The 23,534-nt window shown below is 63.4% G+C and carries 27 protein-coding genes; 20 read left to right on the top strand and 7 right to left on the bottom strand.

What is annotated here, in order from left to right:
* Positions 1-385 precede the first annotated feature (385 nt).
* Positions 386-1,258, top strand: coding sequence for a MinD/ParA family ATP-binding protein (locus ACNQVK_RS00360; RefSeq protein WP_418028115.1), 873 nt, complete (start codon positions 386-388; stop codon positions 1,256-1,258).
* 18 nt (positions 1,259-1,276) lie between these two features.
* Here the strand turns inward: ACNQVK_RS00360 and ACNQVK_RS00355 are convergent, their stop codons facing one another.
* Both ACNQVK_RS00355 and ACNQVK_RS00350 read right to left on the bottom strand, forming a co-directional pair.
* A complete protein-coding gene (locus ACNQVK_RS00355) occupies positions 1,277-1,687 on the bottom strand; it encodes a hypothetical protein (protein ID WP_418028114.1) in 411 nt (136 codons plus the stop codon).
* Positions 1,688-1,697: 10 nt separating this feature from the next.
* Positions 1,698-2,699 carry a hypothetical protein gene (locus ACNQVK_RS00350; RefSeq protein ID WP_418028113.1) on the bottom strand — a complete coding sequence of 334 codons (1,002 nt, stop codon included), beginning with the start codon at positions 2,697-2,699 and terminating at the stop codon, positions 1,698-1,700.
* Positions 2,700-2,946: 247 nt separating this feature from the next.
* Between ACNQVK_RS00350 and ACNQVK_RS00345 the strand changes: the two genes are divergently transcribed.
* Positions 2,947-3,573, top strand: coding sequence for a hypothetical protein (locus ACNQVK_RS00345; protein ID WP_418028112.1), 627 nt, complete (start codon positions 2,947-2,949; stop codon positions 3,571-3,573).
* Positions 3,574-3,620: 47 nt separating this feature from the next.
* Here ACNQVK_RS00345 and ACNQVK_RS00340 read toward each other — a convergent pair whose 3' ends face one another.
* Positions 3,621-4,157 (bottom strand): Imm61 family immunity protein, encoded by a 537-nt coding sequence (locus tag ACNQVK_RS00340; protein WP_418028111.1) that lies wholly within the window; start codon positions 4,155-4,157, stop codon positions 3,621-3,623.
* A gap of 278 nt (positions 4,158-4,435) precedes the next feature.
* Here ACNQVK_RS00340 and ACNQVK_RS00335 point away from each other — a divergent pair, with 278 nt between their 5' ends.
* The 9 genes from ACNQVK_RS00335 (at position 4,436) to ACNQVK_RS00295 (ending at position 11,190) form a co-directional block, all read left to right on the top strand.
* Positions 4,436-5,524, top strand: coding sequence for a nucleotide kinase domain-containing protein (locus tag ACNQVK_RS00335; protein ID WP_418028110.1), 1,089 nt, complete (start codon positions 4,436-4,438; stop codon positions 5,522-5,524).
* Entirely contained in the window at positions 5,521-6,225 is a 705-nt protein-coding gene (locus tag ACNQVK_RS00330) for a hypothetical protein (protein ID WP_418028109.1), read from the top strand. The genes ACNQVK_RS00335 and ACNQVK_RS00330 overlap by 4 nt, the downstream gene beginning before the upstream one ends.
* Before the next feature lie 331 nt (positions 6,226-6,556).
* A complete protein-coding gene (locus ACNQVK_RS00325) occupies positions 6,557-7,348 on the top strand; it encodes an LppU/SCO3897 family protein (RefSeq protein ID WP_418028108.1) in 792 nt (263 codons plus the stop codon).
* 234 nt (positions 7,349-7,582) lie between these two features.
* Entirely contained in the window at positions 7,583-7,777 is a 195-nt protein-coding gene (locus ACNQVK_RS00320; protein WP_418028107.1) for a hypothetical protein, read from the top strand.
* A 37-nt stretch (positions 7,778-7,814) separates the two neighbouring features.
* Complete coding sequence (locus ACNQVK_RS00315) at positions 7,815-8,318, top strand: DUF6166 domain-containing protein (RefSeq protein ID WP_418028106.1); 504 nt, start codon at positions 7,815-7,817, stop codon at positions 8,316-8,318.
* Between the two features lie 84 nt (positions 8,319-8,402).
* Complete coding sequence (locus ACNQVK_RS00310) at positions 8,403-8,624, top strand: hypothetical protein (RefSeq protein ID WP_418028105.1); 222 nt, start codon at positions 8,403-8,405, stop codon at positions 8,622-8,624.
* Positions 8,621-9,682 (top strand): DNA cytosine methyltransferase, encoded by a 1,062-nt coding sequence (locus ACNQVK_RS00305; RefSeq protein WP_418028104.1) that lies wholly within the window; start codon positions 8,621-8,623, stop codon positions 9,680-9,682. The genes ACNQVK_RS00310 and ACNQVK_RS00305 overlap by 4 nt, the downstream gene beginning before the upstream one ends.
* A gap of 109 nt (positions 9,683-9,791) precedes the next feature.
* Positions 9,792-10,364, top strand: a complete 573-nt coding sequence (locus ACNQVK_RS00300) for a 3'-5' exonuclease (protein WP_418028103.1) — start codon at positions 9,792-9,794, stop codon at positions 10,362-10,364.
* Positions 10,365-10,524: 160 nt separating this feature from the next.
* Positions 10,525-11,190, top strand: coding sequence for an HNH endonuclease family protein (locus ACNQVK_RS00295; protein WP_418028102.1), 666 nt, complete (start codon positions 10,525-10,527; stop codon positions 11,188-11,190).
* 189 nt (positions 11,191-11,379) lie between these two features.
* Here the strand turns inward: ACNQVK_RS00295 and ACNQVK_RS00290 are convergent, their stop codons facing one another.
* The gene (locus tag ACNQVK_RS00290; protein ID WP_418028101.1) at positions 11,380-12,195 is read right to left on the bottom strand and encodes a HEAT repeat domain-containing protein; all 816 of its coding nucleotides are present in this window, start codon (positions 12,193-12,195) and stop codon (positions 11,380-11,382) included.
* Between the two features lie 400 nt (positions 12,196-12,595).
* On the opposite strand from ACNQVK_RS00290, the gene ACNQVK_RS00285 reads away from it, so the two are divergent.
* From ACNQVK_RS00285 to ACNQVK_RS00270, 4 genes are all read left to right on the top strand, one after another.
* On the top strand, positions 12,596-12,922 hold the full coding sequence (locus tag ACNQVK_RS00285) for a hypothetical protein (RefSeq protein ID WP_418028100.1): 327 nt from the start codon (positions 12,596-12,598) through the stop codon (positions 12,920-12,922).
* 208 nt (positions 12,923-13,130) lie between these two features.
* A complete protein-coding gene (locus tag ACNQVK_RS00280) occupies positions 13,131-14,027 on the top strand; it encodes an alpha/beta fold hydrolase (protein WP_418028099.1) in 897 nt (298 codons plus the stop codon).
* Between the two features lie 90 nt (positions 14,028-14,117).
* Positions 14,118-15,044, top strand: a complete 927-nt coding sequence (locus tag ACNQVK_RS00275; protein ID WP_418028098.1) for a phage Gp37/Gp68 family protein — start codon at positions 14,118-14,120, stop codon at positions 15,042-15,044.
* A 5-nt stretch (positions 15,045-15,049) separates the two neighbouring features.
* Complete coding sequence (locus tag ACNQVK_RS00270; RefSeq protein ID WP_418028097.1) at positions 15,050-15,502, top strand: hypothetical protein; 453 nt, start codon at positions 15,050-15,052, stop codon at positions 15,500-15,502.
* 21 nt (positions 15,503-15,523) lie between these two features.
* On the opposite strand, the gene ACNQVK_RS00265 is transcribed toward ACNQVK_RS00270, so the two are convergent.
* Both ACNQVK_RS00265 and ACNQVK_RS00260 read right to left on the bottom strand, forming a co-directional pair.
* The gene (locus tag ACNQVK_RS00265) at positions 15,524-15,829 is read right to left on the bottom strand and encodes a hypothetical protein (protein WP_418028096.1); all 306 of its coding nucleotides are present in this window, start codon (positions 15,827-15,829) and stop codon (positions 15,524-15,526) included.
* A 37-nt stretch (positions 15,830-15,866) separates the two neighbouring features.
* Entirely contained in the window at positions 15,867-16,247 is a 381-nt protein-coding gene (locus ACNQVK_RS00260) for a hypothetical protein (protein WP_418028095.1), read from the bottom strand.
* A gap of 159 nt (positions 16,248-16,406) precedes the next feature.
* Between ACNQVK_RS00260 and ACNQVK_RS00255 the strand changes: the two genes are divergently transcribed.
* The 3 genes from ACNQVK_RS00255 to ACNQVK_RS00245 all read left to right on the top strand — a co-directional run bounded on the left by ACNQVK_RS00255 (position 16,407) and on the right by ACNQVK_RS00245 (position 17,840).
* Positions 16,407-16,676 (top strand): hypothetical protein, encoded by a 270-nt coding sequence (locus ACNQVK_RS00255; RefSeq protein ID WP_418028094.1) that lies wholly within the window; start codon positions 16,407-16,409, stop codon positions 16,674-16,676.
* Positions 16,673-17,278 (top strand): hypothetical protein, encoded by a 606-nt coding sequence (locus ACNQVK_RS00250; RefSeq protein WP_418028093.1) that lies wholly within the window; start codon positions 16,673-16,675, stop codon positions 17,276-17,278. The genes ACNQVK_RS00255 and ACNQVK_RS00250 overlap by 4 nt, the downstream gene beginning before the upstream one ends.
* A gap of 232 nt (positions 17,279-17,510) precedes the next feature.
* Positions 17,511-17,840, top strand: a complete 330-nt coding sequence (locus tag ACNQVK_RS00245) for a hypothetical protein (RefSeq protein WP_418028092.1) — start codon at positions 17,511-17,513, stop codon at positions 17,838-17,840.
* A gap of 353 nt (positions 17,841-18,193) precedes the next feature.
* Here ACNQVK_RS00245 and ACNQVK_RS00240 read toward each other — a convergent pair whose 3' ends face one another.
* Positions 18,194-19,597: an IS1380 family transposase gene (locus ACNQVK_RS00240; protein ID WP_011768002.1), complete on the bottom strand. Its 1,404-nt coding sequence runs from the start codon at positions 19,595-19,597 to the stop codon at positions 18,194-18,196.
* A 1,100-nt stretch (positions 19,598-20,697) separates the two neighbouring features.
* On the opposite strand from ACNQVK_RS00240, the gene ACNQVK_RS00235 reads away from it, so the two are divergent.
* Both ACNQVK_RS00235 and ACNQVK_RS00230 read left to right on the top strand, forming a co-directional pair.
* Positions 20,698-21,618, top strand: a complete 921-nt coding sequence (locus ACNQVK_RS00235; protein WP_418028091.1) for a hypothetical protein — start codon at positions 20,698-20,700, stop codon at positions 21,616-21,618.
* Positions 21,619-21,662: 44 nt separating this feature from the next.
* The gene (locus ACNQVK_RS00230; protein WP_418028090.1) at positions 21,663-23,510 is read left to right on the top strand and encodes an AAA family ATPase; all 1,848 of its coding nucleotides are present in this window, start codon (positions 21,663-21,665) and stop codon (positions 23,508-23,510) included.
* Positions 23,511-23,534 lie beyond the last annotated feature (24 nt).

The raw sequence follows: 23,534 nt of genomic DNA, 5'->3' as shown, positions 1-23,534 counted from the left end.
CCCAAACGGCGGCTTTGCGGCTACTGCGGTACCACTCAGACAGGACGACGAGCCCACAGTGCGTACCCCGATCACTCCGCCTGGGGGAACTCCTCTTGCCCAGCTTCCCCCGCCGCCGCCAACCTTTTCCGCTCCAGCAGGCTGGAGCACGACGCCACCCGGTCCGCTGGCACCCGGTGGGGTGCTGCCGGGGCCGCCGGCGCCGGCCGGATCCCACCCGGCGTGGGAAGCGCATGACTCGGTGACGCCTCTGGCGGCGAAGAGCGTGGCCGCAGCTGTCAGCAAGGGCACAGCGCGCGGCGGCCGCCCTGGGCACGTGGCACGGTCGCATTCCCGACGAGGGTGGCGGCGCTGGCTCTACCGGACTGCCCGGGTCAATGTTGGCATGTCGAAAGACGAACTCTACGAGCAGGAACTGCACCGGCGGATCCGGCGCGACCCCTGCGAAACTGGTGTCATCGCTGTCCTCGGGCTCAAAGGGGGTGTCGGGAAGACTGCGCTGACAGCCACTCTCGGATCAGTTCTCGGCAAGGTTCGCGGGGACCTGGTCCTCGCCGTTGATGCCGACCCCGATTGCGGAAACCTCGTCGATCGCTGCGGTCGGGAATCTGCGTCGAGCATCGCCGATCTCTTAGCCGCCGAGGCTGAGATCGAACGCTACAACCACGTTCGGGCGTTTACGCATATGAACCGGGCGAATCTTCAAGTCCTGTCATCTCAGGATTACAGCAGGGCGGATAGGGCGTTCAACGACGGGGACTGGCAGCGAGCTCTGAGTCTTGTGTCGCGCTACTTCAACCTCGTTCTTGCCGACGGCGGGCACGGGCTATTTCATGAGGCGGCCCGCGGGGTGCTGAGGTCGGCAACGTCTCTGGTCTTGGTGACGAGCCCAACAGCGGAAGGGGTCAAACAGACCGCCATTGCCATGGACTGGTTGGGCCGCAACGGATATCAAGAGTTGTTGTTGCGGGCCATCGTGGTGATCAACCACGCTGCGCCCGGTCGGCCAGGCATCTCCTCTGGGCGCCTCGTTGACCGACTCGAACGGCATCTTGGAACAGGGAGAGTCATCGTGCTGCCCTGGGACAAGCACATCTCCACCACCACCGAAATCGACCTTGATCTTGTGAGTTCTGCCTACCTGCGCAAAGTGACCGAACTCGCCGCGGTGCTGTCAGACGGATCTGACGGCAGGAACAACACACGTCCGCGCGTGGCCAGCGATCACACGAGCGCCGGCCTGACAGCAGATCAGTAAGTGGGACACGTGAGGCGCTCATTCAAACGGGCACGGTAGCCCGCTGCCGTCGATTCCGTGGCTGGGCGGTGTCGGTGCCTCGCTGTGAAGAAGCCCCATGAGCAGGATGAAGGTGGCCGCTGGGGAGGCGATGAAGACGGCAACCACGGCACTTGCTTTCAGCCACCAGCGGCGCGGTGACCTGACCACCAACCACACTCCCACAAGGAAACACAGAAGCGCGGCGACAACGGCCACGGCGGTGGCTACGCCGAGTATTTGGTTGTCGGGCAGCGGCTCCGGATAAATGCAGTGGTGGGCGATAGTCGTGTCGGTCCAGCGCGTGTCTCGGCGGCCGGCGATCTCCAGCGTCGTCAGGGCGATGCCGCACAGCGCGGCGGCCGCAATGAACCACCGCACGGGTTTGTGCACCGGTGCTGACGGATCCACGAGCAGCAGCTCAGCTGCGGTATGAAGCAACCGGGAAAGCGCTGTTGCTCACCATGACCACAAGCAGGTCGATCTCGGTCAACAGTTCCTTTTCGACCATGGCGGCCAAGGCGCCGCGGCTTCGGGGGACAGCGGCCAAACCCAGTGCAGCGCTCGCCATTTCAGCAGGATCGTCAGCGCTCAGGTTGCGAATGATCTCACGGTTGCTCAGCAGATGGTCGATGTGACCGGTCAATGCTCGTTGGTAGTCCGTGAGGCTGTCGATTATCGACACCAGTTGGTTCCACACATCTTCGTCGATCGGGCCGAGGTCGAGATGAGTGTCAGTGTGGTGGCGCCACATCCGGTGCGCCTGGACGGTAACTTCGCGCAGGATGGCATCGAGGTCCACTCGTGCGTTGTGCTCATCGAGCAGTCGCATGGACCACACCTCGCTTGAACGGATGGCGTTGGCGGCCAGCTGGGCGATGGCGACAAGATTCGGTTCGCACCACACCAACGCTGCGGCACCGCGGTGAGCCGGGCCGGCGTGGCCGAATCGGGTGTCCCATTCGGCTTCGAGCACGTCGGAATTCGGGTACCGCTGCAAGTCGCTGCGCTTGGTCGGCCATTCGACGGCGGCGTGACGCAAATGCTCGGAGTCGGCGCGGCGATACCAGGGGCGCCCGGCCCACACGAGCCCAGCGATACACACGCCGGCGGTTGGGAGCAGGATCACCCACGCCGGGGCGGGGTGGGTCAGGCATGCGACGGCTGCGGCCGCGCCGACAGCCAACCACAGCACGATCGCCGTGGTGATCAGAGCGGTGACGCCGCGCCGGCGGATCGGGGTGCCGATCTGGTTGCGGTGTATCCGGCGTATCGCCAGCGACGCCGGCAGCATCGAGTCATCCACGAAACCAGAGGGGGCAGCGGCTAACGCATCCATGACATCGCGGTCACGGAACGGCCAGTCGATGCCGATGAGGGGATTGGAGCGACGATCGCGTCCTGCAGATTTGGGCCAGCGCACTGTCTGAGCGTAGAGGCCGAATGGGCCCATTCGGCTGGTCGCGTAACAGGGAGTTTCGACAGAGCCGATTCACGGTCGCGGTGATGAGCTCTGCCATCCCATCGTGAAAACAGGTGCAGGGCACTGTCATCGCCGCAGGACGGTGCCCTGCCGGACGATCTAGGCCCTGTTGAGGCGAGGTTTTGAGTGCGGCATCGGCCGTCACGGCACTGCGCCGGGTGATGATGTCGGAGTGAGCTGGGAAACCGTGTGGCGCGAAGACCCCTTCAATTCGATGCGCATCGATGTGTACGTAGCGCGTATCGACACGTTCGACGCTCCGTTCAGTCAGGGTTGGTATCCCGCGTGGCTGCACGACGCAGCAAACTCGCTGTCGTTCCCTGACTATCTGACCAAGCTGACTGGTTTCGACCTGGACTTCCGTAACGGCTGGTACGAGACCTGGCGCAACGACAGCGCGAAGACCCTGTCGTACCCGGACTACCTGACCAAGCTCGCGGAGTTCGACCCAGCGTTTCGCGGCGACTGGTATCGGGTCTGGCTCAATGACGGCGCCACCACCTGCTCGCTGCCAACCTACCTGGACTATCTCGCTGGGTTCGAATTGGACTTCCGCAATGGGTGGTACGAACCCTGGCGGCATGACACTGCGGCATCGGTGTCATATCCGGACTACCTCACGCAACTGGAGGACTTCGATCCCGATCTCCGCAACGAGAGGCACCCGACCTGGCTGCATGAACGGGCGATGGGGGAAACGTCGCTGTCGTTCCCGGCGTACTTGGGCAGCGTCCCAGGCCAGACCGCATCAAAAGGCCACGACCTAGATGTGCGGTCATTGCGCCGTGCATTGGGGAAGAACGGAGCTGTGTGACTGTGGGCGGTGAGGAGTCTCACCGCGAGACTTGGTCCGGACCGCTGTCATCGGCTCGTGTACCGGCCTGCCCGCAGCAGAGGCTCACCGCTTTCGCTGAGAAACGACTGCCGGAGCTGCTTGGGGCTCAAGCCTAGGAAGTGCGACAACGGCACCAGGGTCAGCAGGCCCATCGTTGGATCCGGCGCGGCAGCCACGGGACCGCAGCCTGAACCGCTGAGCGTGCGATACCCACGGGAATCGGCCGCGCTGATCTGGAAGCCCGAGGCAAGGTCGGCTTCGGTCCACGGGAGGTCGAGATAAGGAAGCGACAGGTCGTCGCGGATGTCGTCGCCGAGGATCCCGTACAAGTGACGCTCCAACACCATCGTGTCAACGGCGAACAGGATGGTCCGCTCATCACTGTCATCGGCCTGGGTGAGCTGGATCCGGTCACGGGCGCGGCGGCGGATGTAGTAGCGCGTGGGCTCGGGTCCTGCCGAATACAGGATCGTCGTGCCGGTAGCTTCGTCTGCACTGCACGAATAGCCTGCCGCCTGCGCCCACCCCAGGCAGTCAGTGCTGATCGCGGGCACGGTTGTCATCGCACGACACCGTAAGTCCCAGAAAATGCGTCCGTCCGGTGGGGTCGCAAGACTGACTGTTCAGACCGGATTGAGCGCAGACGGCGAGTCGATGTTCGGCGCACAAAGGCATGAACATTGGGATGCCGCGGTCGGCGTCCGCGCAGATGGAAGGCACTAATCTGGCGCCAGTAGGTTCGACCGCTCGGGTGCCTGATGTGATCGCCAAGGCAGCGCAGCGGCTCGATCCGGGCTGGTGGCCGCATCACCGGCTCCGGCCACCCTGACAGGAGCTGAATATGGAGCGCTGCGCGTTGTCAGACCAGTTGATTCTCGGCGCCGAGGAAAACGACGCCGAGCCCCGGACGGAGGCAACTCCACTCCGGGTGACAATCAGGGGTCGCGTGTTCGAGACCACTCCAGTGTTCAACACTTATTGGCGGTTCGCGTCGCGCCGCCAAGCTGTATACGAGGCGCGGGTGGCAGGCCGCCCCGGGCCGTGGACGTCGGATCCGATTCTGTACCGGCATCGATTCACCAATTGCTTTCGGGCCTCAGATCGTGTGAGCCAGTTCGTCATTGGCGAAGTCGCCTACGGTAGTGGTGCGCAGGATCCTGAGGAACTGGTGTTCAGAATTCTGCTGTTCAAGCTGTTCAACAGAATCGACACGTGGAAGCTGCTGACCGCGGGGGTGGGGGTGCCGCGGCTGGAGACGTTCGATGTCTGGCGCTACGACCGGCTGCTTGACGACGCGTTCCGCAGTGGCCAACGGTTGTATTCGGCGGCATACGTCATGCCCTCGCCAGCAGGATTCGGGGCGGCGCGCAAGCACACAAATCATCTTCGGCTACTGGACTTCATGATGGCTGACAACGTGGCTGACAAGCTGACCAGTGCGGGCACTATGCAGGAGGCGTTTGAAATCCTGCGTGGATACCCAGGTTTGGGTGATTTCCTCGCATTTCAGTTCCTCATCGATCTGGGCTACTCCACGGCGCTGGACTTCGACGAGATGGAATTCGTCGTCGCGGGGCCCGGTGCCCGCGACGGCATACGCAAGTGCTTCGGGCCAGATAGCGCGGGATACGAACGCGACATCATCGAGTACATGGCGGGCAGCCAAGATGAACACTTCGCCCGGCTGAAGCTGCGGTTCGGGGGCCTGTTCGGCCGGAAACTGCAACTGATCGACTGCCAGAACCTGTTCTGTGAGGTCGATAAGTACGCGCGGGTGATGCATCCCGAGATCGTCGGCTACAGCGGGAGAACCAGGATCAAACAGAGATTCCAACCAAATTCAGCCCCGGTGCCGGCCTGGTTCCCGCCGAAGTGGGGGCTGAGTGTGCCGCCGGCGGGCGCCGCGAAAACACCCAGGTGCGCCTCGTGACAGCGATCGACATCGCGGCACACACAGAGTTGGCATGTGAGTTCAACACTCTCGTTGAGCGCAACGTTGTTGGCCTGGTTGACCGTGAAGGCCTCCCCGGCGTGCGGTCCGTCGCCGAGCGAGTCGGGCAGTTGACTCGATCTCTGTGTGGGGTCCCGGGAATCAAAGCCTGGGAAGACACGGCTTTCGGCGATCATGAGCAGTTGGAGCGTGCCGTTGAGATCGGCAACGCCTTCGAGATGATCGAAAAGAATGCGGCCGACCTGGGCGGCACGGTGGTGTTCGATTTTGGTTCGCCGCGCGCACCGCGGCCTGGTCAGCGACTTTGGCCAAAATGCCATCGCGGCGGCTTAGTGGGGTTTGTCGTCATCCCGTCGTACATGGTGTTCGATCGACCTGATACCGATTCAGGGCGGCGGTTGAGTGCTCAGACCGTCTACACAGTGACGGTGGCGGCGACCGCCGCTGCGAGCTCGGTTGAGCCGGTCTGGTTGCCTGGAGACATCGTCATCGACCGGTGCGGCGAGGTGTACCGGCGCGCTGGTGACGAAGCGGCCGCCGATGGCTTGCCCTGGGCGCGGCGGCCGGAGTCAGTGCGTTGCCTCTCCGCAGCCCCTCACGGCGACGGCGAGATCGACGAGTTCGTACCGCAGCGACCGCTGACACTGCTGGTGCGTGATGGGCGGCCTGTATCGGCCTAAAGGACGTGGCCGTTAGGTGGCATTGAGTCGTCGGGCGGTTGCGTTGGAGCACCCGGGCGGTGTCTACGGATCCCCGTGTTGAAATCAGTGGGCCGCGACGGCCGGTATCGGGCGAACATTCTGAGATATTCGTGTCATCGCGAGCCGTCAGGATGTGGCACGGTTAGCTCATCGGGACAAGGGGGATGGAATGTGGACAGGTCGAGCGACTGCGCTCTGGCCAGGCCGCAGTGCGCTGCGCAGGCTCATCCCTGGAGTCCAGGCCTCGGGCGCCGCTGCTGGTCGCCGACCTATGGCCTGCGCCGCGGCGCATAGGTTCGTGGCGTAACCCATGCGAACTCTTCTGGCCACCGTGCACATGCCGGACTCCCTCGCAGTCACCGGCTACCTTCTGGGACCGACTATCGGTCTGGCATTGCTGATCATCGGCTTTGCGCTGCGCAAACGTGACCGCAACCGTCCGCCAGCTCAGCCCGGTGCTGCCCCAGCGCCGGCAGCCGCCTACCCGGCGATGACGCCGCTGCCCTACCCGGCGATCGCGCCCTACCCCGGCGCACCGCTCCCGGGATACGGTGACCACTGGCCATACGGCCCACCGCCCCGGAAACGGCTGCGCGGAACCACAGCTGCCGCAGTCGGCGCAGTTATCTTCGTGGGCTTCACGATCGGTGAACTTGGCTATGCCGGCCTGACCGGCAAGCCCCTGCACAAACCTGTGGCGGGGGACTGCTTCACTCGAGCCTCATTGACCCAGCCGGGTCGACCTGTGCCGGTGGACTGCGATCTGCCCAACACTCTGGTTCTCGCCGACATCTCCACCAACAACCATTGCCCGGACGGACCAGTGCGCGATTCCCGCTACATCGCGACAGGAAGTGGGGACGATCGGACATGGTGTCTGGTACCGAATTTCACACAAGGGCAGTGCTTTCGAGCCGACAGCCCCGAAACGGTCTATGAAGTGACCGATTGTGATGGCGGGCACGCCGACATCAAGGTTATTCGCCGCCTGGACAACAGCGCTCCCGCCCGGTGCCCGGCCGGTTCCACACCGCTGTACTACCCGCAACCGCAGCGGGTGTACTGCCTACAGGTCGTCCGAGCCCGAGTGTTCTCGATATGAACTCCCGCGTGCACTGCGTGCGCGCCGACCGTAGAGGCGAAGCCCGGAGCTGCAGTCGGGAGCGGGCACGGCGGGAGTTTGACACCGGCCCACGCTGATCTCGTCGCGAACGGCCGACTAGCCGGGCCGCCGCCATGCTGCTTGCGGTATTTGGCCCAAAGGGCTGCTCTGCGTCCGAATTTGGGTATGTCGCGACCGCGGTTTGGCGTCTTGCGGCAGTGCATGCTTCAAGGTATGACCGAACAGCAGGAGCCGCGGCGAGAACTTGCGCACGACTTGGTGCCTGGCGACTACCTCGTGGACTATCAGGCGACCGTCGTCGACAGCCAGACCGTGATCGACAATCCGGTGTCGCAGACCGCGTCGATCCTCCTCGACGATGGACGCACGGTGCTGGTGCCCGGCGACGAAGACCTCGCGGTGCGATAGCCGCTGCCATCGGATGCCGGACAGGAGAAGAGCAGCGGTGGCCGGACACGTCGTCTACCGGGGATATGGGCCTGACAACCCGGCGGGCCCCAGACTGGTCGTCATAGAGGACGACGACGGCGTCATCGGGCCTTTGCCGCACGCCGAGTTGCATTCCCCGGACGGTTTCAGCTGGGGATATTGCGGGTCTGCGCCGGCCGATCTTGCGCGATCGCTGCTTATCCACGCCCTCGGTGAGACAACCCGATGCCGAACCTGCCGGGGCAGCGGGATGGTGCTGTGCGTCAATGCGATAGCCGATGGTCCCGAACCGGTGCGCTGCAACCTCTGCGATAAGGGGCACCGGATCAGCCGCGATATGTATCAGCAGTTCAAGGCTGACGTCGTCGCGCAGATGCCGATCGACGGCTGGAGGCTAACCCGCGGCGAGGTCCAGCAGTGGTTATCTGACTGGACTCAAAGGGAATTGGATGCCGCGACCGGGCAGTCGATTACGGGTGGGGATAGCGGCGCAGGACACAACAATCAGCTTGCTAATTAATTGCCACGCGTATAGCGTAACCGCCAAGCACGAAATGATCCTGCCTTAGACGCCAGCGGGCGCTAGTGGATGAGAGGGCGCACGATGAAGATGGTGGTGGAGCGGCTAGGGCGAAAGGGCTGGCAGATCGGGCCGGTGGCGTTCGGCATTGAAAGCGGCCGGATCACCGCGTCGGTGTCCATCCCTATCCGGATCCCCGTCATCTGGCGGCCACGGCCCGCGTTCTTGGCTCCCGCGCCCGAGCTCGACCTCGAAGCCTTCGAGCGCGCCGCGCGCAAGCGCGCCGCATCCGGCGGTGAGAAGTGAGCCTTCCGGGCTTGCATCGCGGCGTCGACTTCGTGCCGCCAGCTCCCACCGTGCTCGATGCATTTGCCGGACCTGGGGGCTGGGATGTTGGGGCGGCCATCATCGGGATGGACAACTCCACCCTCCTCGGTATCGAGATCGACGAACTGGCCGCTGCGGCGGCGACCGGCGCTGGGTTCCGACGTATGGTTGCCGACATTGTCACTGTCGACCCCCTCGACTACCCCCAGGTGACAGGATTCATCTGCTCAACTCCGTGCCCCACATTTTCAAATGGTGGCTTGCGCCAAGGCATCGCCGAACTCCAGATCGTCCTGGACGTGATCACCCACGCCGGCAGCGAGGACTGCGACTGCTCCTGGGAAGAGATCGCAGAGGAACTGTCGGCCGCCAGTGATCCGCGTACGGCACTTGCCGCACAGACGATCCGCTTCGCGCTCGGCCTGCCCAACCTGCAATGGCTTGCCTTCGAGCAAGTGGCCAACGACTCCACAGTGTTCATGTTCGAAGACATCGCTGCCGAGCTGATGAGCGTCGGATTCGAAGGCGTAGACGTCTTCACCCTTGACGCAGCAGATCTCGGCCTACCGATGCGCCGTAAGCGCACATTCCTCGTCGCCAACTACTACGAACCCACCTGCCGCGCAGACTCATTCCCACCGTGCGTCAAGCTGCCCCAACGCTCCATGGCGCAAGCGATGGGCTGGGCCTCAGGGGAGAAGATTCGGACGCGCGGCAACCGGCGCGCCACAGGCGGAAACCTGTTCTCCGCTGACGGAACCGGATGGTGCGTAACTGAAAAGGCGAGAAGCTGGACTCGCGAGTCCACCGGAGAGCAACTCAGCGCGGCCGACGTCGGGCGTCTGCAAGGGTTTCCCCGCGACTACCCCTGGACCGGCAGCCGATCCCGCCAGTTCCACCAATTGGCCGACGTCGTCGCACCACCGGCCGCCGCGGCCGTGCTCGGCACCGCCAGCAACCGGCCATGGAGAGCTGCGACCGAGCGGTACCTCGCCAGCCTATTCGACTGTGAGGACAATGAGGCAGCTAGCGCCTGAATGCTTAAGACCTTGGGGGACAAACCATGTCGACTGATGAACGACTATTTTTCATAGTCAAATGCGCGTGTTCTCCGGAATTGTCGTACCCCAGTGTGAGGATGGGCCTATGAATATGCGGGAGACCCGGGCCGACGAAGCGACGGTGAACGAACGTGCCACAGCTGCAGTCGAGTTCGCACGCAGCATGACTACGCCCGGAGCTGCTGTGATCATCGATACCGAGACCGTATCCATGGGTGGAGCTATCTGTGAGATCTCGGTGATCGACGCGGCCAGCGGTGTGGTGTTGATCGATACTCTGGTCAACCCTGGTGTGCCGATCGAAGCTGAAGCGAGCGCTATCCACGGCATCACCAATGGTGACGTCGCGGCAGACGGAGTGCCGACCTGGCCCCAGGTGTACCCAGACCTTCTGCGGGTGACTCGGGATCGGGTCGCATTGGCCTACAACGCCAACTATGACCGCTCGGTTATCGCAGCCGACTGTGCCCGCTATGGATTGGCATGTGAGCGGCTTGGTGCAGCCGATCAGTGGGCCGACGTGATGGTTCAGCGCTCAGCGCACGCCAGAACTGATCGATGGCTGCCCAACGGCGGCGGCCATCGGGCGCTTGGCGATGTGCGCAGGACGCGCGCGCATCTGCTGGCCATGACCGTGCCGATGCCTCAGGCCTCGTAGTCGAACCCCACCGTGGCGCAGCACAGGATCGGCCGGAACCGAGTCGGCGATATTGGCCATGCCGCAGCAGAGGGCTATGCCGCAGTTCCCAGATACCGTGCTGGATAACCAAACAGAGACAAACAGCAGTAGGTGATGAGCAGTGAGACGATCCAGGACCATGCGGCGCGCAGCGCTAGCCGCGGTGGTGGCCGCAGTGTTCGCAGGGGGCACCTGGTTGCATTCAGGGTCTGCAGGAGAGGCTGGGATCGCAACCGCCGCACCGCGCAACGCTGACCTGGCGACGCTGCTCCCGCAAGCCCGCGTCGTTGACCGCATCGACGATGTGCCCGGGTATGAGCGATCGTGCAAGAAGGGAAAGGGGTGCGTGTTCGGGCCCGCGTGGAACGACCGCAACGATCACAGTGGCTGCGACACGAGAAGCAGGCTGATCTCGATATCCCTGCGCAACGTCGAATACAAGCCCGGAACCCGCAATTGCAAGCCGATCTCAGGCACGCTCGACCCGGACCCCTATACTGGCCAGGCGATAGACCTGAAAAGCGTTGAAATAGACCATGTTTACGCACTCTCAAGGGCGTGGAATGCGGGCGCGTGGCAATGGTCGCCTGAGCAGCGGCAGAGCTTCGCCAACGATTTCGACGAGCTGATCGCGGTGTCAAAGAACGCGAACCGATCGAAATCAGATGCGGGCCTGGATGAATGGATGCCAACCTATCAACCATGCACGTATGCCGTGCGCTACGTGGCTGTTGCGGTGAAATACAACCTGCCGATCAGCGCCGGCGACAGGAAGGCAGCGCTGACGGCATGCCAGGGCAACTGAACTCGATCGAACGGCGTCCCGGCTATGAACGCGAGCGCGGGTAGGGGCCTGTGGCGACAGCAGGGCATCGACAAACGGGCGCGGCGCCGTACCTGTGATCGCCACCTGAACCGAAGGAGTATGGCCCTGGGACCAGCAGTGATGACATTTCCCCAGCCGCCGGCGGCCACCTTGTAGTGCTTCCTGGGGTCAGAAAGGCAAGCGCTCCATCGCGCGTCGGGCGTACTTGCGGATCTCCTTGTGCTCGGAGCCGACATGCGGTGCGACAAGGTCGCGAACGCCAGTGGCCTTCATTTGGATCAATGCCCGCAGGGCCGCCGAGGTGTACGGCGTGTCGAGGTAGCTGGCCGCCAAATCGCGAGCCTCGTCGGTCTTCACCTTGCCCAGGTATTCGACCAACCAACTTCGTCCCGGCGCGTCGGGCAGTTCACCCAGGAGAGCGCTGATCTGGTCGAAATGCTTGGCGGTGGCCACGAATGCCAGTGTGGAAAGGGCAGAGTCGACGACTCTGCCGGAAAGCGGTGGCTGGTGGTGGATCTGGTCGAACATCAAGTCGACTACCTGCTGCTTGCCCTTGGCGGCGCGGTCGTGCAGATTCCAGATCAATCGGATGCGGATGACGTTGCGGTGGTGAGTTTCCTCGCCCGGGATCCGCTCTTCCAGATGAGTAAGCCAATCGACGAACACTGGAATCGCCTGCGGCGCCGTGGTGGCCTTGAAGTAGTTGATGCTGTAACAGCGCACACCGACGGCCGCCAGGTCGTCCATGAGTCGACGGTCGAATGCGTGCTCACCGTCTACATAGCGGGCAGGGACGTGATCGCGCCAGTCGTCGCCGTCGGGGACATCCCAACCTTTGAGCACCACCGGCTCGGCGCGCCGCGGTTTCGGCTGCGAGCGCGCCGGCAGTGTCGGCTGTGTCGGCTGTGCACCGTCGCCCTTGGCTTCGATCACGCCGATGGCGTCGCGCAGCTGCGCGATCACCGCGGTCTGATCATGTCCCATGCGGTAACGATAGCCAGGTCCTGTCGTCGTGCCTCGCGACAGTTTGGCGAGAAGTGCACGGAGTCGAAGCTCACAGCCGCGGGGAAGTGACGTCGTGCGAGGTTGGAGCGCTGAAAGGCGCCCGCGACTCGCGGCGAGGCCCGATGAGTATCGAAAAACTCACCAATTGTGGGCATAAAAGTGTGACGCAGGCGACGTGTGCGCTGATAGACGGCGCTAATCTGCGAGATGAAACGAATCTTCCAATGGTTACAAGACGCATCGTCTGTGAAGCGAGAAGGAAGGTAGCGATGAGCCCAAAGCTAGCTGCGACGCACCTCGCATCGGCTGCACAGCCATCGACTTGCGGCGCCCTTGTGCAGCGTGCCGCTCAGCCGCGGCCACTGCCATGATTGCCCGGTTGATCTCCGGCGTGCTCTCCATGTTGAACGGTCGGGGCTCGTTTCCGTTGAGGCTCCTCACTGCGGTCGGGCTCGGTGTTGCCTTGGGACTGCTACTGAGACTGGTTGCTCTTTTGTTGCCGATCGTGGCGGCGGCCGCAGTGGGCGCGCTGATCTACGTGCGCTGGGTGCGACCGCTACGGAATCGATCTGCCCAGCGCGTACACGCCGAGCGAGTGCTGGCGAACGATGTGAGCGCATCGCTGACGGATGAATCGCTAGAACAGACGCTCGCGTTGTGGAAACGGCGATATGACCGCGACTCAAACGGCCAAAGCCATGACTGAAGAGCAGGCCCGGTGCGCAGGCGTGACCGGTGGTGCCGCTGAAACCCTCATTGGTAGAGGGGAAAACGCAAGACGCCCGAATCGGATGAATCGGATTGACAGCTCCACTCACCATCACAGGGAAAGGCGACCGATGACGCTCGACACAACCCTGACCGTCCCGGTTCGGGACCGCCAGAAAACTCTCAACATTGTTACGGTCGACGGGGTGCGGTTAGCAGTTAGCGACTCCGGGCCTGAATCCGCCGAACACAACGTGGTGTTCCTGCATGGGCTATGTCTGGATCGCAACTCCTTGGCACGCCCGGCCGCCTACGTGCGGCGGCGATACGGAGTCGAAACCCGCACGATCCGGTTCGACCAGCGCGGCCACGGCCAATCCGGATCAGCACCCATGTGCACCTACACCATCGACCAACTTGCTGACGACCTCGCCCACGTTCTACACCTTCTCAAGGTGCGGGGAACCGTGGTGCTCGTGGGACATTCGATGGGAGGGATGGCGGCGATCCGCTACCTTCAGCGGCCTATCTCCGAGCAGCCCGTCAAGGTTGATGGCCTGGTACTAGTCGCCAGCGCGGCCGGCAGATTGGCCGAGCGAGGCATTGGCCGGCTGCTCTCGACTCCGGGTGTTGGTGCATTGCTCAACGCCGCTGATCGAGTGCCCGAGCCGGCCGCCCGCGCATTCAAGGGATCGCTGGGTGCACTTCTGGGGCGGTGGTCGAGCCGCGGCGTCGAACGCGACGCGACGTTGGCCGAGCTGGCTGCCACCGCGCTGGCGAGCACCTCGATGCGGACCGCCGCTGGCTTTCTGCGCAGCCTGCGGGATATGGATCTGCTACCCGCGTTGGGATCCATTGAGGCGCAGACCATTGTGATCAGCGGTGAAGAGGATCAACTGACACCGCCGGCGCATGCCGATGATCTGGTCGCAGGGATCCCGGGTGCAGTGCGACTTGATGTACCGGGCGTCGGGCACATGCTTCCGCAGGATGCCCCTCACGTGGTCAACGAGGCGATCCGTCGTGCGATGTTCGGCGCTGTCTCGGTACCGGATCTGGTGGAGACTGCACCGGTGCAGTCCCCAGGAGGGGTGCCGGCATGAGTCGGATGGCCAGGGTATGAGGAAGCTGTCAATGCAGTGGCCTCATCGTGTCGCGAGTTCGGCTTCGGCGGCAATCGTTCGGCGGAACCGATGACGGCAACGAATATCAGCTGGACGCAAGAGGTTTGGAACTGGCTGACTGGATGCGACGCTGTGTCCAGCGGATGCGAATTCTGCTATGCCATGGTGATGGCCAAACGTCTTAAGACACAAGGACACCCGAAGTACCAAAGTGATGGGGATCCGCGGACGAGCGGCCCGGGGTTCGGTGTGGCAGTGCACGACGAGGTAATGCTGGCCCCTACCAGCTGGCGTATTCCCAAACGGGTCTTCGTGAACTCGATGAGCGACGTCGGGCATCCCCGCGTACCGCGCCGAGCATTGGCGCGCAGCTGGGCTGTGCAGGCGCTGACTGGCCGCCATGACTACCAAGTGCTGACGAAACGGCCCAAGCGGCTCGCGCGGATTCTCAACGATCCCGAGTTTGTGGCAGCGGTGGCCGAAGAGGCCACCGACATCATGGCCAACATGGCGCCGCATCGAGGCCGGTGGCGACTGAACCTCGTCGAACGACCAACCGGTGGCGGATGGACGACATCGCGCACCGAGGACGGCGGCACGCTGTGGGCACCGCCGTGGCCACTGCCGAACACCTGGGTCGGAACCACGATCGAATCAGACGAATACAGCTACAGGGCCGACCTGCTTCGCTCTACTCCGGCTGCTGTGCGTTGGCTATCGATCGAACCGATGCTGGGCCCACTGCCCAGCCTCGACTTGACCAGTATCGACTGGGTGGTTGTTGGAGGTGAGAGTGGACCCCAGCACCGCCACTTCGACCTAGGGTGGGCTCGCGATATTCGCGACCGCTGTGTGGAGCAGGGGATTCCCTTCTACTTCAAGCAGATCGGAGGTCGAACGACCATGGCCAATGGTCGTCAGCTCGACGGACGAACCTGGGACGAGTATCCCTTGGCCGCGCAGCGCGGCTCTTCCGGTACCCGGAAATCGAGGTGAGCGTGATGAAAGCACTGACGGTGCGGCAACCGTGGGCGTCGGCGATCTTCTGGGGGAAGGATATCGAAAACCGCAGCCAGCTCTGGGGGTATCGCGGCCAGATCGCCATTCACGCGGCGGCCAACGACTCGCAGGCTGGGTGGGATAGTCCTCTGGTGCGCGACGCCTTCGGCGGAAGGGTGGACATTGAGGGAAGGACAGTGCCGCGGTCGGCGATCCTGGGGACAGTAGAACTTGTCGATTGTCATCCGGATGGCCCGGGATGCTGCCGGCCATGGGGAGAGTCGTCCTACGTCGAACACGGCGGACGTGTCAGGCCCAACGTGACACATCTTGTGTTTGAGAACGCCGTGCTTCTCGACGAGCCGATCCCATGCCGCGGTGCTCTAGGCCTATGGACACTGCCGACCGATATCGTCGCTCACCTGTCGGGCATTCAAGCGCGCGGTCAGGTGTAGCCACATGCACGTGGTTGTCGGTTAGGCGGAGGTCGAGCCTCCAAAAAGTTCCTCTGGCCCTACTGCCTTCTGGACGACACACCACAATCCCCACCGGTGCGGCTGAATGTAGACGTTGGTGGGCTCGGCCAAATTCGCGAAGCGAATTGGCACGCAGACGAATTCGTCTGGCGCGGCTGCCTTGAGGTCGCTTTCGACCTTCATGGCGCTCTCGTCGGTGTCCTCGCCCAGGGCATAGATGAGAAACTCGTTGGGCTTCGACGTCGGGTTCTGCAGGACCAACGCCCAGGAGAGAAGGGATCGGTCAGAATCAGCCGAGTAGTTCATGAGCCATGAGCCTATTCGATTCGGGCTCCAGGCCGATTCATCGACTCTGTAGCGCAACTCGATTGGGCATCGCATCTGCGGCCAGGCGTGTAGCCGCAGAGGTCAAATCCTCCAGTGAAGCAGAACTTTCGGTGTTGCGGAACATCCAGTGGGCCAGCCGATCTGGATCGGCGCCAGCGGTCAGGAACACGCTCAACGCGCGCAGGTCGCGCGGCCGCAGCGTCTCGTTTATTGTCATCGGGCTACCTCCATTGTCGCCGAGGTGAACGCTACCGAGGGACACCGACAAGTCGATACGGTCGCTAAGCAGCGGCGTAACCGTGTCACTGACATCGGTGGGCAGACCTAGCCGGGCATGCCCGCGCCCGCTCGCCGCCAGGGCGGCCTTGGGCTCAGGCATATGCCGCAGGACGATCAAGGTGCATCCCCGGACTGGTCCGTCATCGACACAATTGCCCTGCAAGGGAAAACTGGCGACGACGCGCGAACCATTGCAGCACCTAGATGGCGTTAGCCTCCGACTATCGGCTCCCTGGAGCAGGGCGCGATTCGCATCTTCAAACGGAGGGACCACGGCATGGCGCGATATGAAGACCCCGCATCAGCGCGCGGCGCAGCGTGCGGGCGGCTGGACGCCAATGGCAGCGTGATCGACTGGCGCCGTGGAATCCGCGGCGCTGTGTCGCCATGCCCGGACGTCGACACCGACGAGCAGTGCCGGCAACTGGCCGATCGTATTGAGCGCAAAGGTTCGGGCCACTACCTGTACGCGACCATTCCGGTTCTCGTCGCATCCGGCCACAGGGCAGAGGTGTCGCCGAGCGCGTATGGGGAGGAGGCCCGATGAGCAAGCCGCGCGCCGTCGACGGGTTGAGAATGGCGCGAGCTGTCGCGGCGGGCGGGAAACAAGCGCAGCGGATCAGCTTTCGGGGCTGGATCGTCGACGTCGTTGATGATGTCGTTGTCATACCCAGTCAGCGCTGCACCCGTGGAATGGCAGTAGCCGACCTGGAGACCCTGATTGCTCACGCGAAGGCCGAGGCGCAGAAGAAGTTGCGGCCGCCAATGCCGTGCGGCGCCGAGCCGAAGGCCGAACACCCCGATGCGCGCCTTCGCCGTGCTCGCGCATACGCAGAGGTGTTGCGCAGTGCGCACCACATGGTCGCCGACCAATGGCATCCGCTGAAATGCGATGTGTACCAGTGCATCGGTGAAGCCTGGGAAAGTCACTCAAATCCTGACGTTGCGCACACAGCGTTGGTGAAGATGGTGCGCGGCGCTCTTCCCGATCCGACCATCGCACTGATGGACTTCAACGACTCCTGCAATCGACGCGACATCGTCGAACTGTTCGATCGCGCACTAAGCCGAGCCCTGGCCGAGGTACAGGAGTTGGCGCACATCAGTGAGGTCGGTCCGACGCTCGCCGAAACCCATGGGGCAGCGTGATGGGGCGCCCGCGGCACAGGTCGTGCCGTCCGCGTAGCGCCGGCTGGATGCGTGGACTCTGCGCTGCGGGCGAATGCTGAACCGCGGGCTCTCCGGTGAATATTCGCCTGCGCTGTCATCGTCTGTGACGCATGACGTATTGATGCAGTGCGAAGCCACTACTGTGCGATGAGATGGCTCCGAATCGGAGGTTTGATCTGCACATGAGCGGTGAACAGACTCAGATGATCACGTGGACAGCATGGTGGCAGTGAGTAAAGAAGCCCGCGTGCCGGTGCCGCAACAGCAGCTGGCGACCGTAACCGACATCGTCGGTCGACCTCGCCGTGCAAGCAAGTCGATCAGACGGACGACGTCGGCAGGAGAATGCGTCGTTGTGGAGCTGGGGCAGCGCCAGGCGGCGGCTCTGGCCGTGCGGGTTCCGGGCTCGGTGGTCAGCTATGACGTCGCTGAGCAGGAGAGTGCTGCGCGGCGCCTGTGTTCGCGGTGCGGTGTCGATTTCCGGCGATGCGCGCGCGCCGCGGCAAGCACCATTTGCCTCGACTGCGTTGGCGTTCCGTGACGGCCCGGGCAGCGTCCTAGCGGCGTTCCCGCCGAAGGGCATGACGGCATCGGTGTGGCGGGGAGCCCTTTTGGGATAGCTGGAGGTATCTCAGAAGGTGTTGTGCCCCTTGCGTTGGCCGTCGCCTTTGCGTTCGGCGTTGAGGCGGCTCGATTCGTCATCCCAGAGTTCACCGATGCGGAGGGTGGCGGCGCGGTGCGCGAGTCGCGCTTCCTCTAAACCTCAATCCGTGGACTGACTTGAGTGGTGTGGTTCGACGGTGATTCTGACGGCGGTTTGTGGGGTGGGCAGGATGTAGCCGCTGGTCTGCCCAGCTTTTCCTGTGTGCTTCGGTGGGGCCTGTTCGGCGACGGTTAGACGGTTGCGGTAGCGGGTGGGCTGTAGCCGATGGTGTTGCGCCACAGGGTGAGCCAGTGCTCGGTCCAGGGCCAGTGGCTGGGTAGGTGCAGGATGGGTCGGCGTTGCGGTCGGGCCAGCCGTGCCGGGACGGTGATGATCGTGCGTCGCAAGGTGGCTCCCCGGGCCACTGCGTGCGCTCCACCGGCAAGCACACCGGCGGCGCGCAGCAGATTGTGGGCGATGGCCCCGCAGAGCACCCACGCGGAGTTGGCGCCGAATTGCCCGGAGGGCATGTGGGCCAAGGGGCCGGCGATCAGGTCGGCGAAGACAGTTTCGATGATCGCGTGTTGACGGTGGGTGATGTCGGCGTCGGCGGTTGGTAGGTCGGTGTTGGTGAAGAACGGGTGATACCGCCAGACCGGGAACAGGGCGTCGCGGAAGCGCGCATCTTTGACCCGACGTACCACCAGTCGGGCGGTGAAGCGGTCTGTGGTGGCCGCGAATGCGGTGTAGCTGATTTCGGCGACTTCGGCATCAGAGATCCACTCTCCGGTGTCGGGATCACGCACCGCGCCCGGGTATTTCACCGGTGTCCACGCCGCGTCGTCGATGGCGTTGATGGCCCGGTTGATCGCGCTGTTGCGGCCCATGACCACCGAGAATTGCGCACCATGGCGTCGGCAGGCGCCGACGACGGCGCGGGTGCCGTAGGACGAATCGCCGCGGACCAGGATCTGGCCGGTGACCCCGGCCGCTCGGGCCGTGGTGATGGCCTGGGCGACCATTCGACCGGCTCCTTTACCGGAGCCGGTCTTGCCGGCCCGCAGCCGCATCCCGGCGATCACCGGCGCCGCACCGGGGGTGCTGATCGTGGTCGCCAACGGCGAGAGTCCTTTGCGCAGGACCTGCTTGCCAGCGATTTTGGTGTGTCCGTAGGAGGCGCCTTGTTTGGCATGGCCGTAGACCGGTCGTAGCAGGGAGTCGATGTCGATGAACACACCGCTGTCGGATCCGGGTAGCAACTCAACGCGCCGGCAGAGGGCGGCCAAGTGTTCGCGCAGGACTGATTCGAGTTGGCGTGCGTGTCCGAAGGTGAACTCCCGCAACAGGGTTCCGATGGTTGATGGTGCGTACACATCGCCGAAGAGTGTTTTCATGCCCCCGGCCCGGACGATGTTGAGGTCATCAATGCTGTCGGCGCCGGCGCACATCCCGGCGATCACCGTGGCCAGCTTCGGTGCCGGATTCGCTGACCCGGATTTGATCTTCGGCGCGGGGATGAAGATCTTGTCAGCCAACAGATTCGGCAGGCCGGTCTGCTCAGCCAGTGTCATCACCGGCACCAGTCCGGCGCACGACACGAGATGATCCTCATCGAAGACCGCCGACGACGCAGCGAACCCGTGGGACACTTGCACTGGAAGTGCCTTTCTTAACTGGCCTGATTGATGCGTAGAGAACACCAATCCTCCCAGCTCAAGGGGCACTTTCCTTATATCGACACCCACCTACACAGGCAATTCATCGGTGGATCGAGGCTAAAGCTGCCGCGGCTCGGGCCACGTCAGCCTCGAGTGCGGGGTACTCGGGCCTGGCATGCACTCGCCGCCGCAGCTCGTGCACCTCGACTTTGTGCAACTTGCCCGAACGAGGTCGGGATGTTACGCGATCACCGAGACCGAGACAGATTCCGGCCGGTGCGTGAACCGTTGTGGGACAGGGCGGATTGCGGCAGCTGGCATGAATCGATGATCTCCGATTTGCGGCCCGGATGAGTCTCCCGCGACCGCTGAATGTGTCCTACGTCGATGCAACACGCGACTTTGGGCGCTGAAAGGCGAATCGCTGACCTTGTCATTGGAGGACCAACTCGCTGTTTGAAACCGCGCGGGCGGGCCAGGCGGCGGCGCGTACTTCGTGAGTTCATGACCGGACTGGGGCGTCCCCGCAGTTCCTTGAGGGCGCCCGGTTGCCGAGTATGCGGCAGCGTCCTCTGTCGGCGGAGTCGCTGCTGGCGCTTGCCCGGGAAGAATCGGCGCGCCGCTTGAACGGGGCCGTGGCCAGTGAAGGTGAGTTAGCAGGAAGGTCTGGGGCCTAGGTGGGGGCAGCGCCCGCGTCCTATCGGCGGGGGTTCTCTGTGATGGTTCGGCGTGTTGATTCCCGCAAGGCAATTTCGGGCCAGAAATCGGGATGACCTGTGGTTTTTCGATTCTCCGCCGGTTACATCTGGAGGGAAAACTAACCAAAGGTGGTAATTTTCGCCGTGGAGGGTTAGTCTGAGGACGCCAAAGACTTCTCAACGGGAAGGATCACCCATGAACATCACCGCTGCTGACGTGTTTGCCGGAAGGCGATTCTGATGTGCCGGGGGGCGGCGTCGGGGAAGCGCCGTTACTGCCCGAGTTGCAGTACCCCTGCAGCGGCATTCCGATCGAACGGAAACCGGCGGCTGACACGGCTCGCACGCCGGCGGGTGTCGGAGTATCTGCAGTGCCAGCAGCTGCCTCAAACCGCCGAAATGGTGTTGAAGTCACCGCCGAGCATCCTGCACGAACTGATGAGCGTGATGAAGATCGATATCGCTGTCCTGGGTGAGGGGCGTGTCCCTGCGGCCGACTGCGCCAATGTCGCCTCAGCCGAACCTGTGATCGCATGCGCCTTCGCCGAGCTTGCTGCTTTGGCGCAAGGCCCCACCGACGCGGCATCGCAGGCGGCGCCGGTGCCGGCAATGCCCAGTGAGCAGTCGGAGCGCCCGGTCATCGTGCCCGCTCCCGTTGATTGTGAGTTGAACAAGGCCGAGGGGCTTGTGGCCCGGCGTCGACTGGCCGAATCGCTGGAGCGTGAACGGCTTACGCAGACCGCGGCGATGCTGATGGACTCTCCTGCGGGCATCGTGGCAGCGTTCATGGACGCGTTGGAACTCGGCATCGAGCGGCTTGGTGGTGCACAGATGCCCCCCGCCAGCGTTGACGCAGACATGTTGGCGCAGCCGATCATTGCCTGCGCGCACGACGAACGTGAGCGCCTGGCCGCCGAGGATCGGCGCCGGGCAGCATCGGCGCGAGCAGCCCAGCCCAACCCGGCGCGGACAGGCCCACGTCACCTCGGAATCGCAAAGGCGGGACAGCCGATCCAGCGTGGAGGCCGCGTGGCGGCCGCGGCCAAGGCTCCCGAGCAGAAGCGCCTTGCTTGCCAGGCCGACCCTGACCGAGTGATCCAGTGGGAGAAGACGGTCAAGCAGATCTTCAGCACCGGCACGCGTACCGGAGCCCGCGCCACGCTCGCCGAAGCTCAGATGTTCTGCAAGGACTGCCCGCTGGCAGCCATGTGCAGTGACAACGCTCGCAATGCTGACTACACCGGTGTGGCTGGCGGGCAGGTATTCGTCGGGGGCCGGCACCGGAGCAGGCCCACTAACCCGGCAAGGGTCGTCGCGTAGATCGCGCGTGCATCCGTTGGTGCAGAGAGGAATTGGAGAACGAAGTGACCACGGGTATTGCCAAGCCGATCGACGTGTTCAAGCTGGGCTTGAATTATCTGCGCAACAAGGACCTCAATAAAGCGCAGCAAGCATTTGCTCACGCCACAGCCGCGGATCCCGGTATGTGTGACGCATGGATTGGCCGTCTGGCTGCCGGCGACCCGGACTTCGCGGAAGTTGCTGCAGGGGCCTATAAGTCGCGAGGGAATCTTGGCGGCGCGCTGCGCTCGGCTAAAGACAAGACGGCGACGGTCTCCGACCTGGAGGCCCGGTTCAAGCTGACGCTGGGTGCGATTGGCCTCGTGCGGCAAGTGTCGGGCGACACCGATCTGGCTATCGCGTATGCGATCTCGTTGGCTGAGTCATCGGAGCCGAATCTGGCTGCCGCCAACGAAGTGATTGAGCGGGCCGCTCGGCGGAATGGGCTCTCAGCGTTCGAGATGGACATGTTGGACTATGCCCGGCTGGGGTTGTTGGGCATGGCTGCGCGGTGGCCAGATGTCCTGAGTGTCACCAGCGAACAGGTGTGGCGTAGCGAAGAACCCGCACTGACGAATCTTCTCGATGCGGGAATGAATGTCTGGAAGGCCTGGGCGTTGATCGGCACAGGAAATCCTTCTGCTGCCATGCAGGCCGCCGAGGCTGGCCAATCGGTGAAAAACCTGCCGAGCGACGTTCATCAAAAGCTGCAGCTGGCCCGCGGTTACGCACTCCGGGCGTTGGGGCAGGCTGACGAAGCGATGCAGGCGTTCCGTGATCTGCGGGCCTGGATGCCGTCGACAGAGGTCAGCGAGGCGATCGCGCATCCGGACAAGACGATCGACATCGTGACCGCTGAGTCGCTGGCCACTCGACGGGATGTGTGGGACCCCACGTCGGGGGAATCGGCGGCAGCTCTGGAGACCGCTGAACTGGACAGCGCCCGCGAAAAAGCGTTGGACGAGGCCATGGAAGAGCTCGGCCAGCAGATCGGCATGGACGGCGTGAAAGAGCAGATCCGCCGGCTGAGAGCCCGAATCGCCATGGACAAGCTGCGCGCCGACCGTGGGCTAGGCGACAGGAAAGACGTGGGGTTGGCGTTCATTTTCGCCGGGCCGCCCGGGACCGGCAAGACCACCATGGCTCGAATCATCGCAAAAGTGTTCTTCGGGCTGGGCCTCATCGCGCGCTTCGATGTCGTCGAGGTGTCGCGTCAGCACTTGGTTGGCAAGTACTTGGGGGCGACGGCGCAGAAAACTGACAAGGTCATCACCTCGGCGCTCGGTGGACTGCTGTTCATTGACGAGGCGTACTCGTTGATCCAGAAGGGGTATTCAGAAGGAGACTCGTTCGGGCAAGAGGCTGTCGACACCTTGCTTGCGCGAATGGAAAACGAACGTACCTCAGCGGACCCTCGCAAGAAGCTCGTGGTCGTGATTGCTGGCTACGCCGCCGACATTGACCGGCTCCTCGACTCCAACGACGGTTTCCGTGGACGGTTCACCACCCGCATCGAGTTCGTGTCCTACACACCGGCCGATCTTGTCGAGATCGCCACCAAGATGGCAAAGAGCTACAACGCTGCGTACTCCGCAGAGGCCCAGGAGTTGCTGGAACAACGCCTGGAAAAGCTGTCCACCATCATGGTTTTCGATGAAAAGAAGAACCGTGAGATCCCGGGACTCGATAAGGCCGGCAACGCACGGTTCGTCCGGCACGTCACAGAACAGGCCGCTGAGTTCCGGGATTGCCGGGTGTTCGAGCGTGATCCTACGACGCTGTCTGATGAGGATCTGTACAACCTCAACGCCGACGACGTGGACCAGGCCTATCAGGTCGTGGCCGTGACGCAGGGGGTCGATCTGTCATGAGATGGACGGCCAAGACACATGTAG

This window comes from Mycobacterium sp. 134 (assembly GCF_048282715.1).
GTDB lineage: Bacteria > Actinomycetota > Actinomycetes > Mycobacteriales > Mycobacteriaceae > Mycobacterium > Mycobacterium septicum.
Note: the sequence above shows the minus strand (reverse complement) of the source record. Positions and strands in the feature narration are given on the sequence as shown.